Origin of the sequence: Paenibacillus yanchengensis (assembly GCF_042684845.1) — a bacterium.
Taxonomy (GTDB): domain Bacteria; phylum Bacillota; class Bacilli; order Paenibacillales; family Paenibacillaceae; genus Pristimantibacillus; species Pristimantibacillus yanchengensis.
In genome coordinates this window covers 1-16537 of sequence record NZ_JBHUMH010000046.1, presented here as the reverse complement: position 1 = coordinate 16537, position 16537 = coordinate 1, and the positions used below count along the sequence as shown (strand labels likewise).

9 protein-coding genes are annotated in these 16537 nt (G+C 35.5%); 1 reads left to right on the top strand and 8 read right to left on the bottom strand.

What is annotated here, in order from left to right; all coding sequences use genetic code 11:
- Window positions 1–145 precede the first annotated feature (145 nt).
- The 4 genes from ACFSTH_RS12260 to ACFSTH_RS12245 all read right to left on the bottom strand — a co-directional run bounded on the left by ACFSTH_RS12260 (window position 146) and on the right by ACFSTH_RS12245 (window position 6748).
- A complete protein-coding gene (locus ACFSTH_RS12260; protein ID WP_377774153.1) occupies window positions 146–1651 on the bottom strand; it encodes a response regulator transcription factor in 1506 nt (501 codons plus the stop codon).
- Window positions 1651–4287: a sensor histidine kinase gene (locus ACFSTH_RS12255; RefSeq protein ID WP_377774155.1), complete on the bottom strand. Its 2637-nt coding sequence runs from the start codon at window positions 4285–4287 to the stop codon at window positions 1651–1653. The genes ACFSTH_RS12260 and ACFSTH_RS12255 overlap by 1 nt, the downstream gene beginning before the upstream one ends.
- 165 nt (window positions 4288–4452) lie before the next feature.
- A complete protein-coding gene (locus ACFSTH_RS12250; RefSeq protein ID WP_377774157.1) occupies window positions 4453–5589 on the bottom strand; it encodes a glycoside hydrolase family 88 protein in 1137 nt (378 codons plus the stop codon).
- 277 nt (window positions 5590–5866) lie between these two features.
- The gene (locus ACFSTH_RS12245; protein ID WP_377774159.1) at window positions 5867–6748 is read right to left on the bottom strand and encodes a helix-turn-helix domain-containing protein; all 882 of its coding nucleotides are present in this window, start codon (window positions 6746–6748) and stop codon (window positions 5867–5869) included.
- Between the two features lie 294 nt (window positions 6749–7042).
- On the opposite strand from ACFSTH_RS12245, the gene ACFSTH_RS12240 reads away from it, so the two are divergent.
- The gene (locus ACFSTH_RS12240) at window positions 7043–9190 is read left to right on the top strand and encodes a DUF5054 domain-containing protein (protein WP_377774161.1); all 2148 of its coding nucleotides are present in this window, start codon (window positions 7043–7045) and stop codon (window positions 9188–9190) included.
- Between the two features lie 737 nt (window positions 9191–9927).
- On the opposite strand, the gene ACFSTH_RS12235 is transcribed toward ACFSTH_RS12240, so the two are convergent.
- The 4 genes from ACFSTH_RS12235 to ACFSTH_RS12220 form a co-directional block, all read right to left on the bottom strand.
- Complete coding sequence (locus tag ACFSTH_RS12235) at window positions 9928–10815, bottom strand: carbohydrate ABC transporter permease (protein ID WP_377774163.1); 888 nt, start codon at window positions 10813–10815, stop codon at window positions 9928–9930.
- On the bottom strand, window positions 10815–11774 hold the full coding sequence (locus ACFSTH_RS12230) for an ABC transporter permease (RefSeq protein ID WP_377774165.1): 960 nt from the start codon (window positions 11772–11774) through the stop codon (window positions 10815–10817). Before ACFSTH_RS12230 ends, ACFSTH_RS12235 begins: the two co-directional genes overlap by 1 nt.
- Window positions 11775–11948: 174 nt before the next feature.
- The gene (locus ACFSTH_RS12225; protein WP_377774167.1) at window positions 11949–14180 is read right to left on the bottom strand and encodes a helix-turn-helix domain-containing protein; all 2232 of its coding nucleotides are present in this window, start codon (window positions 14178–14180) and stop codon (window positions 11949–11951) included.
- Window positions 14181–14337: 157 nt separating this feature from the next.
- Window positions 14338–15945 carry an extracellular solute-binding protein gene (locus tag ACFSTH_RS12220; protein ID WP_377774169.1) on the bottom strand — a complete coding sequence of 536 codons (1608 nt, stop codon included), beginning with the start codon at window positions 15943–15945 and terminating at the stop codon, window positions 14338–14340.
- Between the last annotated feature and the right edge of the window lie 592 nt (window positions 15946–16537).

Genomic DNA, 16537 nt, shown 5'->3' with positions numbered 1-16537 from the left:
CTCTCTTCACTCCTTTTAACTGAAACCGTATACATTCCGTACTAAAAGTATACTTGTATGCGCTTACGAAAAATAGAAGGTGAAACGCAGATAAAAGGTGTGTAGATTTACAACCGCTAACTTTCTAAAAGAACTCCTTTTGCTTTTATATCTTATTAAGTGTTCGATACTCCCTTGGTCCCACGTTTTTCGTTTGAGAAAATAGCTTACTAAAGTGTTTTTCATCGGTATAGCCTACTTCTTTAGCTATTTCGTATATTTTCATATCTGTCTTAGTTAATAAGATACACGCTGTCTCCACCCGTTTTGTGATTAAATATTTTGAAAACGTCATACCTGTATACTCCTTAAACATGCAGGATAAATACCCCGAACTAAAATAAAATTGACGAGCTACATCTTTCAAATTTAAATTGGTCATATATAAACCATCGACATATTTTTTGACAGCTGATATACTTTCATTTTTTTGTAACTGTATCGTTTGCTGTACAATAGCACATTGCATTTTTAATACTTGTACTATATACGATTCAAGTTCTATTAAAGAGTCTATTTCATTAATGTGAACGGACTCACTTATCAAGGTTTTGGTCATTTTTTCAAACTGGGCAACAATTTGAATACACAAATATCTCAAATGCGACACAAATATTTTTTTATTTTGATACGCTTCTGCAAAAACAAATTTAATCCAAGCAATTATATTGTTGTCATCGCCAGAGTATACCCAATTAATCCACTGTGTTTCTAATAATGTGTTATATTTATTTTTCCCTTCATCCTTCCAATCATTATAAAATAGCACACTTTGTTCTTTTTTTAAGTCGTTGCCCGCTCTTAAATAATCTGTAGCTTTCATCGCTTCCATATATAGTTCTGGAATATCTGAAATGCGTGGTTTTATATCGCCCACACCAATTTTAAAATCAACGGTAGCCTCTTGTTTTAAATACTGCTCTATCACATGAAACGACTCATCTAACAACTCTGCAAATAAGTTATTTTTTTCTTTTTCGATGTAAAATATGAAATAAATATATGGACCTGTCACCTTAAACAAATAACGCAAAGGAAGAAAATCGCTGCTATAGAAAGCTTCGAATATTCTATCCGTTGATTCAAGCCAAACACTCGCTACACAGTAAAGGTAATGATCTTCTGTCGATGTAACATCTGTTGAATTTCTCTGTCCCCGAATATAATTTTGAAACAGGGCATCATTTTTCAGCGACATAAATTCATCATATTGCCGATTAGATTCATGCTTTTGTGACAACGTTTCGTGTAACTTTTTTAGTGATTCTTCTAATTCAAAAAACATATTCAGCTTAATAATGTAGTCAAATGCACCTTCCTTAACTGCTTTTTGCGCATAAGAAAATTCATCATAACCACTTAACAAAATGATTTCTGTAGCTGGGTGCTCTTTTTTGAAATAAGCTAGCGCTTCCAAACCGTTCATTACAGGCATATGAATATCCATAATTACCGCTTCAGGCTTGTACTTACTATAGAGATCCAAAGCTTCTTCTCCATCCGCAGCGAGAGCCACTAAATTAAAGCCTAACCCCTTCCAATCTATGGAGTTTTGTAATCCGTCTCTAATAATCTTCTCATCGTCAACAATCATTAGTGAAAAATCGCTCATTAGATCACCCTCTCTAGTTGCATATTAATTTTGACTTTCACCTGAGTTCCTTCACCATATATACTACTCACTTCTAAACCATAATTTGAACCAAACTCAAGGCTTAATCTTTCGTTTACATTAGATAAACCAAAATGACTTGACTTTGATTTATTGTTCATTGTTTGAATGGTTTGATCTAACTCTATTTCGGTCATTCCTGTTCCATTATCTTGAATAATAATAATTAAATCTTCATTCGTCGTTTCACAAGTAATACTAATTGTTAATAACTGATTTTTTACTAATGCATGATGAATAGCATTCTCTACGATTGGTTGTAAAATAAACTTGGGAATTTGTACAAGATGATAAAGTTCGCTAACTTTTATAATAAAATCCAACTGATTTTCGAATCGAATATTTTGTATTTGCACATAATTGTAGACATGCTCTAGCTCTTCTTTCACCGTTACTAACTCTCTTGAGCCTGATAATCCTGTTTTTAAAAACTTAGAAGTTGCCAGTAACATATCCGAAGCTTCTTCTAATTTTCCCGTTTTAAGAAGCAACATTATAGAAGTAAATATATTTTGCAAAAAATGCGGATTGACTTGTGACTGTAATGCTTTAAATAACAATTTATTCACCCGTTTTTCCATTTGAACGTTTTCTTGCTCTTTTGTTTTCAATTCAATAGCTAATGTCTCTAAGCGACTTAACAATTTATTGAACTTAGAAGCTAAAATGACAAATTCAAATTCATGGCCATCTTCAAATAATCGGATAGATTGATCACGCGGATACTGTTCCATTAAATGAATTGCTCTTCGAACTGGGGCAGTCATACTCTTTCCCAATAAAATTGACGCAATAGTAATAATGACCAGCATACTGAATACTACAAGTGCATATTGCAATATAAAAATATAACGTTGCTTTTCCCACGAAACCGGAAGAAAAAATGCTATTTTCCAATCATACTTATCAATATTAATAGTGGAAAACAGTGTTTTTTCGCCATTAATCGATATATATTCAAATTCAAGTGAATCACTTAATGTATTCAGCCCATTTCGTCGAAGGTAATCGGTGTAATGTTGATTGATAGGTGAACTAATCATCTGGTAATTACCATGTTCATCTCTTTCATTCATGAAAATAATGGAAGATGTTCTATTAGCAAGTTGTTGGTGTTCATATATGCCTTCAACTCCAAACTCAATATATCCTAAGTAATCGAATATATTTGCTTTATCCGCTCGACTACTTAAATACTTTATCTCTTTTTTAATAATTAGCATTGACTGTGACGATGCAACAGAAACTTTATTTTTTAAGTTAGAAAATACAAGTCTATTGTTCGCATCATATATAGAAATATAAGTTAGATCTTTGTTTATAATTCCTTTTCGAATTAGTAAATCAGAAAATGCTCTATTACTTTTTAAAGAACCATCATTCGCTTGTACCATCAATTCTTGAAGTTCCTTATTTAAAATTAAATAACGCATATAGGAATGGTATGATTGTAGATTACTCTCTATACTTTTAGCACTTTGTTTAAATAATTGTATGTTTTCCCCACGAGAGTTTTCTTCAATTACTTGACTATAGTAATGATAAGATATAGAAATTATTACTAGAGTCGGCACTATAATTGCAAAAAAATACATAAATAATTTTTTATAAGCACTGGAGTGTTCTTGATAATTAGCAATGTATTTGTTAACAGGTTCGTGCGTTTCGTATCCTTTAACTTGTTTAAGTATTTTAATAAAATCATTGATCGGCGACAAAATTTTTCTAGTTTTAATTTGCGAAAATATGAAAAACATAAAAAACAGCAGTGTACCATACCCCGCAACTTTTTTTACAATAAGTTGAAAACTTTGATCAATATGAGTGATATCTTTCATTAAAACATACTTTTCGCTGTTTCCATTTTTCATAGATACGATCTGATTTTCAATTTTTACGGTCTCCACTAATTGGGAGTCAGTACTTTGTAGCTTATCGTTATTAACAAAAGCAAGTGCATTTTGCTGCTCTCCATAGATGACATCATTATTAGAATTTAATTTTAGGAGCTTTAAGCTTCCTTGATCAAGAAGTTTCTGGTAATCTAATACCGCTATAAAAAAGACATTTTCTTTTATTGGTACAATAAATAAACTTTCTTCAAATAATTCTTCTTTCCGATACTTCCAATCTTCTTTTAACTGTGCCAACAAAAATTGCTCTACGGTTTGTGTCGATGATCTATTATCGACCGTCTCCGTATAAGATATAACTTCATTAACTAATGAAGTACCAATAAGCAAATTATCATGATGTAAAAAAACACCTTTAAACTCATTATTCGTATAAAGAAATGTGCGCAATTCAGAATTAAAATCGTTAGAGCTGATCAAAATATTGTTATCAAAATTAGTATTAAAATTAATATCATCTAAAAATAAATGAAACTTGTCTTTACTTTTATTAATCATACTTTCCATTGATTTTATATTAATCAACAACTCATTCTCATTCAGTTGTTTTATATTATCAACAATTATGTTTTTGGATACAAAGTAACTAATCGAAGAAGATAAAACCATGAAAACTATCATCAAGGAAACAAAGAGAACATTTAGTTTAGTTCTAAATAACATTTCATCCCCCCTCAATGAATGCGTTTGCATATATAGTATAATAAAGATTGAAATATAATTTCAATAAGTTTCTACGAAAAAGGAAGGTATTTTCAGCACCAAATTCTGGAAAATCTAAAAAAGGTGTTGCTAATTGTTAATTGCAACACCTACTAGTTTTTATATTCACCAAAATAATTGTGTTTGTCCACGCAATTTAGCTATTGCCTCTACAAAATAATAATCCCCATAAATTAAACCAACGTTAACATTTTTATTAGCCGGCAAATTACCAGTTCCTTGTGGTAAAATCGCTTCATCGCTAGTGTCCCATATAGCATAATTATCGGTCATTGATTTCAACATTCGTTTAGCAGATGTTTTATATACCCATCCTTCTTCTTCCGGCAACAGCTCTGCTAGTAATAATAGACCGCTAGCTGCTATAGCTGATGCGGATGAGTCTCTAAGTGCGCCTTCCCTTGTTGTCAAGAAAAAATCCCAGTGAGCAACTAAATCTTCCGGTAAATTAGCTAAATAGAAATTAGCAACTTTCTTACTGCCAAGCAAATACTTCTCATCTTTTGTATATTGATAACATAGTGCCAAACCATATAAAGCCCATGCTGTTCCTCTTGACCAAGCTGATTCCGCTGAGTATCCTTGTCCACCTAATTCACCAACACGTTCACCAGTTTCAGGATCAAATTTCACAATATGGTAGACAGATCCATCTTCCCTTACAAATTCACGTAATACAGTGTTAGCATGTTCTACCGCTATATGTTTAAATCGTGGGTCTGCAATTTGCTCCGAAGCCCAAAATAACAAACTTAAATTCATTGTACAATCTATAATGGCATAGCCTGTATTTAAATCTTTGCTGCTCCAGTTATCTTGATTGAGTGCTCGGATAAACTTACCACGAATATTGTAACGGCTTGCGAGCCATGCAGCAACTTTCAAAGCACGCAATTTAGATGGTTCATTACCTGTTAATTTGTAATTAGCTACAGAAGCAAGGCTCCACATAAATCCTACGTCGTGATGCAAGCCTGTATATTGTTCAATACAAACGTCCATTCCCGTTTCGCATGCTTCAGCAATTTCCTTGAACTTAACATCTTTTGTATCACGATATAAAAGCCATAAAAGTCCCGGCCAAAATCCAGAAGTCCAAAAATTAGGATCCGTTTGATTATACTTACCTTCTTTAGAAACGTGGGGAAATGTAGCACCGATTGTATCTCTTGTTACTTCTAATTTACTCACTATTTTTTCCCATGTCTCCTCGATCCATAAGTCACTTTCATTTAAATACATTTCATGACCCCCTCACTTTGTAACCGCATACACTAATAGTTCAAGTATACTTGGACAAGTATTTAGAAAACAGTAGGTAAAAAAGAGATAAAAGGTAGGTTTTTTTACAATGCTAAACCCACATCCTACGTATGTTTAAGTATGAATAAATGATCATCATCCTTAAAGTACGACAACCAAGTCGTTTATCCACCTTAACTTTATAATATGATTTCAATTCACGCACCTACGTGAGGTGCGTTTGTGATTTAATGCTACTGTACGTATATTTGGTAGTTTAAATATTTCCTTTTGCTTCGCGCCATTCACTTGGTGTAACACCAACATATTTTTTAAATATAGTAGCAAAGTGTTGGCTAGTTTTAAAGCCCAAATCAAATGCCAATGTAGTAATCGGTGTTGTTGTCTGTAACAGCAATTGTCGAGCTAAGTCCATTCTCGTTCGTTCCATATAAACAGCTGGAGATTGTCCATTATACATGCGAAATGCTCGATAAAAATGTGATTCACTTAAATTATTTTGTTTGGCAAGATCAGCAGTTGTATAACGTAGTGCAGGGTTCCGCTTGATGTGTTCTGCTAATGCTGCTGCAAATTGTTTCATTTGTACCGCTTGCTGGTCTACTGGACGAGCGTGCATAAATTGCAGCAATAACGAAATGATTTGATGACGTATTTGATAAGCATATAGGGGTATGTGAGATTGATCTATCAGCTGCTGTAAATGCCCAAACGTCTCCCCAAGCAATCGATTGGCGGGAATAACGGTTGGCAGTTGTTCTAAAAACAAAGTAAATTGTTCTTGTTCATCTTTTGTCAGTTGTAGCCACTGCTCAGAACTTTTCGGATCTTGAATGATAATCCACCAAATGGTACACGGAGCAATAAAATTAAAACTGGCACGATGTTGCTGCCCAGGCTTCGTATGAAATACTTGATTAGCCATAGTGTGATAAATTTGTTCATTCACTTCCCAATTTGCTTCTCCCTGTACAAGAAAAACAAATTCATAAGCATTTTCATGAGTGTGTAGGTTTATTTCTTCTGCTTTGTTAAAGCGATCGTAACCGAGTAATTCTAATTCGGGAATAGCCTTCATTTCCTCTTTCGTACCCCGATAGTAAATCCATCTATCTTTCTTCTCTAACTTCAATGACATCGCCTCTCGATAATACTAGGTAACTTCTATTTTAATACATACGGGTTTCACACTGTAATAGCTATACAGACACTTTATTACCTTATAGGCATAATTGCAACAAGGCAACTCTCCCCATGCCATATCAATCCTTCGCTAGCTATTAGCTTGTTTTTCTGCGTTATGTTTCTATTCCTATTAGGTAATTTTAGAAAAGCAGGATTTTCGAAAACAAGTTACGATGTTATGTAATTACTTTTCTTGCTCTACAAGCAGACTAGGTTAGATTGATATAAAACAAAGGAGTGGATTACATTGATAAATCAGCCAGTAGTTATGCCAGAAAAACCACACATTCACGTTATTTTTAAAACACATTTGGATATTGGATATACTGATTTAGCTAATAGCGTTATCGCTCGTTACAAAGATTTGTTTTTTCCAAAAGCAATTGCGACAGCAGAACATTTTGCGAAATACCCTGAGAAAGGTGCATTTATTTGGACAACGGGTGCTTGGTTAGTGGACTATGTGTTGAAGCATGGAAGCGAGGAAGAAAAACAAGCGACAGCGGCAGCGATCGAACACGGATATTTGGCTTGGCATGGACTACCATTTACAACGTATACAGAACTGTATGATGAACATTTATTCGAGTATAGTTTACAAATTTCTAAGCAGTTAGATGCTCGCTTTGGCAAACAAACGATTGCCGCCAAAATGACAGACGTACCTGGTCACACTCGTTCTATTATTACTCACATGGCGAAAGCAGGGATTAAATATTTGCATCTCGGTGTCAATTCCTCCAGTCATGTCCCACACGTACCAGAATTGTTCGTTTGGCGAAATGAAGATGGCTCGGAAATAATTGTGCAATATAGTAAAAATTACGGAAATATCGCTTATGTTGATGGATTAGATGATGTGCTTTATTTTGCTCATACGCATGATAATCATGGTCCTTCCTCTATTGAACAAATTGAAGCGCAATTTGCACAGTTGCGTAGCAAATACCCTGATGCTGTGATCGAAGCTTCGACGTTAGATCGTTATGCGGAGAAATTGTGGAACGTTCGTCACACGTTACCTGTTGTAACCGAAGAAATTGGCGATAGTTGGATTCATGGAAGCTCTACAGATCCGTACAAACTAGCTGTCTATCGCGAGCTGATCCGTTTGCGTAACAAGTGGATAGATAGTGGAGAACTGGAGAAGGATTCAGCGGAAAACATAGCCTTTAGTGATCAACTTCTGATGGTTGTGGAGCATACGTGGGGTGTCGATGTAAAACGATATTTGGCTGACTACTTGCACTATGAAAAGGCGGAATTCCAACAAGCACGTAAAAGAGATAAGTTGAATGTTGCGCTTAACCCGCAAGAATATCGTTATTTGGAACAAAACTCACGCATGGAAATTGAAGAAATGTTTGGAGCGGAAGCACCTGCATTACTTGAGGCACGATCCTATAGTTTAATGGAGAAATCGTGGCAAGAGCAACGAGACTACTTGAAGTTAGCAGTAAAGGCGCTACATCATAATCGCCAGCTGGAAGCCGAACAAGCGATTGCCGCTTTAAAGCCACAATGGCCTGTTATCGAACAACAGCAACAAACAGCAATACTGTCCATCGATGACACTTATCAACTAGGGACGTTTGCTGTACAATTTGCTAACGATGGTTCTATTATACAATTAACAGATGGCAACAACAAAGCATGGGCTAGCACAGCACACCCGCTTGGTTTGTACAGCTATGAAACATATTCCAAAGCAGATTACGATCGCTGGTATCAACAATATCATGTGAATTGGCGTAATACTCACCACTGGGTTGTAGGTGACTTCGGTAAACCAGGTATGGAGTTTACAAAAGAATGGGTTACTCACGATCTATATAAACCGATACTTCTTTGTATTCATCATACTTCTGAAAATACAGAAGACGTCGTTTATATAACTCTTAAGATGCCGAAAAAAGCAGTGCAACAAATGGGCGCACCAGAGAAACTATCGATTGAGTATCGTTTTTCAAAGCAAGAACCGAAAGTTAGTTGTACGTTACAATGGTTTAATAAAGATGCACATCGTTTACCGGAAGCCAGTTGGTTTTCATTTAGCCCACAAGTGAATAATGCTAACCTATGGAAACTTGATAAATTAGGACAACTTATCTCTCCACTCGATGTTGTGCAAGGTGGTAATCGCAATATGCATGCTGTGAACAGTGGTGTTTATTACAAAGGAGCAGATGGAGAAGTACAGTTGACGACGATGGATGCGGCACTTGTCTGTCCCGGCCAACGACGATTAGTACAATTTGATCATTCCTTCGCACCACTGACGGGCGGCATGCACTTCAACTTGCATAACAACGTTTGGGGCACCAATTTCCCGATCTGGTATGAAGAAGATGCCAAGTTCCGCTTTGAATTATGTTTACACAGTAATCGCCTTTAAATACAAACAAAGCAGAGCCTACGCAGGAAGTAATTCCATGCTTAGGCTCTGCTTTATTGAAGACTAGGACATGTCTGAAAACTAAATAATTATATGTTATAATTGTAGCCACTCGTTACGACAAACCAGCTTCCTTATGGAAAGTAATGCCGGGTTGTGCTTCGCCTACGCACTATACTATTAATGGTTATTTCACGTCATAACTAGGTCATGTTCAAGATCAATGAATGGAACGGTAAGCTTGTACGTTATTTCGTACAAAGTTGCATTCCGATTAATGAAATTGTGGTTGTTTGTTTGTTTTATCGTATAAAATCCTTACGCTCAATTTATTATCGGGGTCACTTTATATGATTTTTCGTATAAACTTGAACTCCTCCACTATTTATTTGAATGTTTGTACGTTTTATCGTATAAAATCCTACTACACTCCCCCCTATTACAATTTTCACAGTAGTTTTTAAGTCCTCATGCGATAAAAGCCATTACTTCTATTAAATGATTAGCCATAACCGGAGCTGACTGTTGAAACTCTTGTTCACTCCACTCCTTAATTAATCCCAGCACAGCATTCGCATTTTTATGTGATGATAAAACCGTTTATATATACTGAATTGTGAAGAGGTGCTAAATACATAACGATACATTTCACGATGTTGAGAAACATGGTGTAGCAAACTTATCATCGGAGTCTTTAGCTGTGTCGCTTGTGCATGTCTTTATATGATGCAATCATATTAACCTTTTACAGAACCTAGCATAATCCCTTTGGCAAAATGCTTTTGAATAAATGGATAGATAACCAATATAGGCAAAGTAGCGATCATCAGTACTGCTGCCTTGATCGTTTCTTCCACTACTGCTCCTTGCCCACCCGTTACCCGAATCATCGTTGCCATCGCGGCATCTTGATTTTCAATAATGAGTCGGCGCAAATATATTTGTAGCAATATTTTACTTTGATCCTGCACATAGATCATCCCATCAAACCATGCGTTCCAATGGGCAACTGCTGACCATAATGATACAGTCGCAATAATTGGCATCGACAATGGAATAATTAAACTAAACAATATCCGAATATCATGAGCGCCATCCATTTTGGCTGACTCTTCTAGTTCGGCAGGAATACTCATAAAGAAATTTCGCATAATAAGTAAGGAAAACGTACTAAACAAATATGGTGGTGCTAATAGATATACTAATCTAGTGTCATATAGACCAATTCCTTTGATTAGTAAGTACATTGGAATTAATCCACCGCTGAAAAACATCGTAAAAACGATAAACATCGTATAAAACTGTCGGTGCGGCAAATATTTTTTCGACAATGCATAAGCAGCCATCGACATCAACACGACAGATAGTATTGTTCCAGCTACTGTACGGAAAATGGTGTTCCCAAATCCATACCAAATTTCTTTCGCTTGAAAAGCAGATTTATAAGCTGCCAATGAAATTTCTTTCGGATACAATTTTAATCCTGGTTGTACAGCTTCCATCGGCGTACTTAAGGAAACTACTAACATATGAACAAATGGATATATCATAGCAACGCACATCAGAGAAATAAATAGAATAAGGAACACTTGAAATATTTTTTCACCGAGGGTCATTTTCATCATTATACTAGCCCCTCCTGACCAGATTTTTTCACAACGTAATTCGTCAACATCACTAATGAGAACGCTATAATATTTTTAAACAAACCAACTGCTGTCGTAAAGCTATATTGCATCTGCGTCAAGCCGACCCTAAATACGTAGGTGTCTATAATGTCCGCAACCTCATATACAGATGGATGATATAGGTTCAACACTTGGTCAAAACCAGCATCCAATATATTTCCAATTCGTAATATAAACATAATAGCAATCGCCGGCATTATTTGTGGAATAGTAATATAGATCGTCTGTTTCCATCTACTTGCCCCATCGATAACTGCGGATTCATACAAATGCGGATCTACCGCTGCCAATGCTGCCAAATAAATAATCGTACCCCAGCCAACTTCTTTCCATATACCGGAAGCAATAAGTGTAAATCTGAACCATTCTTTATCTCCTAGAAAAAAGACCGGATCAAACCCTAACAACTTAATAAGTTCATTCACCACTCCTGATTGCGGTGACAAAATCGTAATTAATAAACTACCTAGAATAACCCAAGATAAAAAGTGCGGTAAATATGAAATCGTTTGCGAAATTCTTTTAAATACACTGGAACGAATTTCATTAAATAATAGTGCTAATACAATAGGTGCTGGAAAACCAAATATAATATGATAAAAACTAAGAATAACTGTATTTTTCAATATAATTGGAAAGTCTTTGGAGGCAGTGAACATATATTCAAAGTGCTTCCAACCAACCCACGGACTACCTGTAATTCCTTCCATAATTTTAAAATCTTTAAAAGCTAGTTGCACACCATACAATGGACCATAATGGAAAATAGCATACCAAACAATTGCTGGCAACAATAACAATAACAAATATTTATGTTTTCGATACTGCTGCCATGTATATGCACCTGACTGTTTTATTTTCTTCGGCTTTTTACTTTGTCCTTTGGGAAGCATCATAAAGCAACATCCTTTATCTCATTTTCTTGTGTCGAACTTACATGTTTCATAAGTTGTTTTTCGGTACACTCAAAAATTATCATAGGACTGCTATTGCTTCAATAAACAGATTTCCGCTTTCATAGACAAACTGTACAATTAGGCGCTTTATGCTATGATTTTAGTACTTTTTGTTTATTCTTTGCGGTATTCTCCAGGGGTGAGACCAACAATCTTTTTGAAAGCTCGTATAAATGAGATCGAATGTGTATATCCGACTTGCTGTGCTATTTCCTGTACAGATAAATTTGTTTCATTTAACAAACGCTGCGCATGCTCTATTCTAATTTTCATCACATAGTCAATAAACTTTTCTCCTAATTCTTCTTTAAATAAGCGGCTTAAATAGCGAGAGCTCAAGTGGAACTGCTCACTAAGTTGCGTTAACGATAAATTAGCGTCCGCATAATTGCTCGTAATATAAGTTTGAGCATCTAATATAAGCTGATTGTTCACTTTATTAGCTTTTAATGATTGCAACTGATGTTGCACATTTTCCAGCAGCTTAAACGCCTCTGTCTGAAATTCCTGCAAACTTTCATATTGACTCAAAATAGTCGTTAGTTCCGGCATCGCACGTTCCTGCCATACTTGTTGAATGTCAGTAGCTAATTCCATTACTTCACGATCAATAGACAGTAACAAATGATTTAACAAATTTAAAATTTCTTCTCGTGGAGGAAACTCTTTGCGAATATTAACAAATAACAATTCCCATTGTTCTTCCCAATCGCTAGAGCTTAACCGGTACAAATCAGCGATCGTTTGAATAGAACGAGTATACTTGAACAAATCTTTACTACTATTAAAGTTCAAATGACGGTGGTCAAGAATTTGCCCTACACCTACTACTGATTTATATTGCAATGCTTCTAGTGCATCATCATACAATTCCGATATATCTTCTAATTGACTAGTTGCCCCACCGAGCGCAACGGTTACTGTAAAATCGATATTTTTTTGAAACCAATGCATCGATTGTTCCATAACGTCAAGTACTTGATCGAATACTTCTTCACTCTGCTCCTCAAATGAAAATAATATCCCCATTTTAGAAATAGATATCCACTCTGTCCATGTACAAATATTGTACTTTTGCGCCATTTCATTCATAACATTACTAAGTACAAACTTTAATAAATATTGATCCTGCTTATTATATGCTGAGCTGAACGATGAATATTTATCAATTTCCAACATAGCAAACAACATATAAGAGTGATGAAAGGTTATGCCCAATCTCGTCATTTCTGCTTGCCAATCTTTTTGCGACAATGTTCGATGCCCTTCTATCACTTCCAAAAACAAATAATGTTGTAATTGTGCAGAATCTTCTTCTTGCCTAGACCGAATTGTACTATATTCATGTAACAAATTTTGTACGGTAGATTCGATAAAACGTAATTCATCTTCGTCCGCATTCACATGATCTTTCCCAATAATATCTACCATTTTCTCTTCCACGACATGATTTATCCGTGCCAAAATAGACTCTATAGGTTTATAGTTACGACGAGTGACATAAACAAGCCACAATGTTCCGAGTACAATTGTAAGCACAGCAAATATGATCCACACTTGCGATATACTGTGAATGAAAGAAAAGGCTCTACCATTATCCCAGCCACTCTGTACATTCCAATTGGTATATTCCGATTCATGTGATGCTAATATTTTACCGCCACTTTTATTTTCCTTTGAACTACTTATAATTAATTTCTGTTGCTTATCATATATCTCTACATAATTACTCGTCGTACCTATCATATTTTCAATAAATTGTTGTAAAGCTTGAATCGACACATTCACTACAATAAGACCGTCTTTACCAGTAAGAAACGGTATTTTATGAACAAGAGATACTACCTCTGTTTCTCCATCTTTATGCGTATACGTTCTTCGTCCCGACCACATTTTCCCTTTTTCCGAATCGAATTGCTGCATCATGAAATTGTAATCTGGAAACTTATGTGCATCTGCTGCTGCATTAGAACTAATGACATAATCTGCTGCTTTGTTATAAATATATAAAGAATGAATCAGTGGAAAGCTAATTTTCATTTGATTTAACTTCTTGGATAATTCAAATATCATATAAGGTGAAAATTCGGAAGATCGAATAAACTCGACAAATTCATTGTCAGTAAACATCTCTTTACTAATTAACTGATCTACAGCTAGTAGCGATGCATCTACCGAATGCATAAATTGTTCTCCGAACATCGCTGTCGTACGTATCGCTGACTGTTCACTTTGTTTTTGAACGACGAAGAAAAATATCAAGAAAAAGGATGATATAACAAAAAAGAATATTGGTATGTAGGATTTTAACATTTTGTTCACCCATTGATTATTTCTACGTTTCATCACGATACCCCTTACCTTCAATTTTTAACACACAATTGCTATGCTACAATTAACTAGCACCATAGAATAGAGATGCCTCCATAAAAGATCTGTATATAACAAATCTCTATGAAGGCGCAGTTCTTTTCATCTAACGATCATTGTGGTCGATACACTATTATTTCGCAAGTCCGAACTCTTCAGACAATTTATTCACTTCATCCGTAATGTCTTGTCCTCCCGAACGATACCATAATTCTACAAAATCATCAAAACCTTTATCCAAATCTACTTCTCCAATAATAAACTTTATAAAGTATTCTTCTGCTAATTTAGACAAATCTGGATACTTAGCAGCGCTAGAAACGTGGAACGGTAGGCTGTTAGCAATAACTAGATTTCGTCCTTCATTAGCTGCTTTCTTAAATTCATAAATTTCTTTCGAATACGTCCATTGCTCCATTGGAAGCGACTTATCAAAAAATAATCCGAAGAAACTAGATGCTCCAAATTCTGAACCACGTTTCGTTGCATCAATATATTGCGGCTTCACAATTGGAATACCATCCACATCTAAATCATATGTTGTTCCTTCCACACCATACGCAGCTGTAATGTAAGCTTCTTTATCCATCGCTAGCGCATTCAATATTTCGTATATTTTCGCTTTTTTCGCTGGATCTTTTTCTACTTGAATACCCATACCAATAAAGTTGTTTTTCATTCCCCACGCATATCCAGAACCAGGTTTTCCATCGTAGGAAATAGGGTCTCCCATAATTACTTCATTATTAAGAGCTTCAAATTCCTGTACTAATCCGCCTTGACCCGGGATAAATTCTGACCAACGCTCACCGTCAAACATCCCGCTCTTTTGTCCTACAAACTCTTTTCGGGAATCTCTATCACTTTTTACTACAAATTCTTGTTCAATAACACCGTCTTTATACCATTTGTTCAATATTTTAAAACCTTCTCTAGCACGTTCTGTTACAATACCTAATGCGAAGCTGCCATCTTCTTCCGTTGCCCACATATTCGGGTGAATACCAAACATTCCAAATATACTAGAGAAAGAGAAATACAATCCTTTGCCCCATGGAGAATATCCGAATGTATCTTTTTTGTTGTTTTTATCAGGATCTTCATTTGTAAACTTATAAAGAACATCTTCTAGCTCTTCAAATGTTTTTGGAGCTTCTTCGTAACCAACCGCTTTTAGCCAATTGCCGTTATACGCTGGTCGAAAGAAGGAACTACCATCAAGATAATACAATGGAATAGCATAATTCTCGCCATCCATAACTGCACCATGCCACAACGTTTCATCCAATTCATCTACGGTAGCAGCATAATCTGACATTTCACTTTTAATTTCGTCCACTGGTAATTTTGCTAGCAATCCTTGGTTGCTATATTTCTGGATTTCAGTACTATCCCACAAAAAGAATAGATCTGGAATCTCGCCACCTGCTAATTTAATATTCAATTGCTCTGCCCAACTATTTTTCTCTAATCTCATTGGCTTAATTTTTACATTAAAACGCTCTTCAATGTACTTTTGTACTGGTGTATCATCTTGTGCTGGTGGCTCAAAGCTTAGCCATGAAATTTCCATAGGCGCTTCTGAACTCCCGCTATTATTTGGAACGCTTTCTTTGCTACCATTATTATTGTTCGTTCCTTTACTTCCCCCTGCACATGCAGTCAAACTAAGCGCTAATGTTAATACTAACAATATAGCGACATACTTTCCCCATTTCTGTTTCGCAGATGAATAATGCATCTTCGAATTCCTCCCCCAACTAAAATTTAATGTTATTGCATGATGATGCATAATTTGTCGTCTAGTGACAACTCAAAATTTATCATAGACAGATAGCGTTTTCAATAAACAGCTTTCCGCTTTTATAGATAAACAGTACGATTCCTCGCCAATTAGCTGCTTATAAGCATCTTTGTTAGATAGACTTTTTGTTCACAGCACGAAAAAAGCAACACCGTTCACCGTTTCACCAGGAAACGACAAACGATATTGCTTATTGCTTATTGCTTTCATATGATGATGTAAGTTTATTTACTACCGTAAGCTTTTGTTATGAATGGAGAAACATTACTAGGTCATGTTTAAGATCAATGAATGAAGTGGTAAACTTGTACGGTTTTTCATACAAAGGTGCATTCCGATCGGCAAAAATGCGCATGTTTGTACGTTTTCTCGTACAAAACCCGTACGTTCAACCTACTATCGGAGTAAAGTCCATATAATTGTGTAAAATGCATCTGGAAGAAAATAAGAAGAGCCATGATGAATTATTTCCTTTAGAATGAAGTTGTCGAGACGACATTCAATGGAGGGATTCATCATGACTCAATAT

Bases quoted from the DNA above. Each gene is read 5' to 3' on its own strand.
- ACFSTH_RS12260 (WP_377774153.1), bottom strand. From the start codon at position 1,651: ATGAGCGATTTTTCACTAATGATTGTTGACGATGAGAAGATTATTAGA.
- ACFSTH_RS12255 (WP_377774155.1), bottom strand. From the start codon at position 4,287: ATGTTATTTAGAACTAAACTAAATGTTCTCTTTGTTTCCTTGATGATA.
- ACFSTH_RS12250 (WP_377774157.1), bottom strand. From the start codon at position 5,589: ATGTATTTAAATGAAAGTGACTTATGGATCGAGGAGACATGGGAAAAA.
- ACFSTH_RS12245 (WP_377774159.1), bottom strand. From the start codon at position 6,748: ATGTCATTGAAGTTAGAGAAGAAAGATAGATGGATTTACTATCGGGGT.
- ACFSTH_RS12235 (WP_377774163.1), bottom strand. From the start codon at position 10,815: ATGATGAAAATGACCCTCGGTGAAAAAATATTTCAAGTGTTCCTTATT.
- ACFSTH_RS12230 (WP_377774165.1), bottom strand. From the start codon at position 11,774: ATGATGCTTCCCAAAGGACAAAGTAAAAAGCCGAAGAAAATAAAACAG.
- ACFSTH_RS12225 (WP_377774167.1), bottom strand. From the start codon at position 14,180: ATGAAACGTAGAAATAATCAATGGGTGAACAAAATGTTAAAATCCTAC.
- ACFSTH_RS12220 (WP_377774169.1), bottom strand. From the start codon at position 15,945: ATGCATTATTCATCTGCGAAACAGAAATGGGGAAAGTATGTCGCTATA.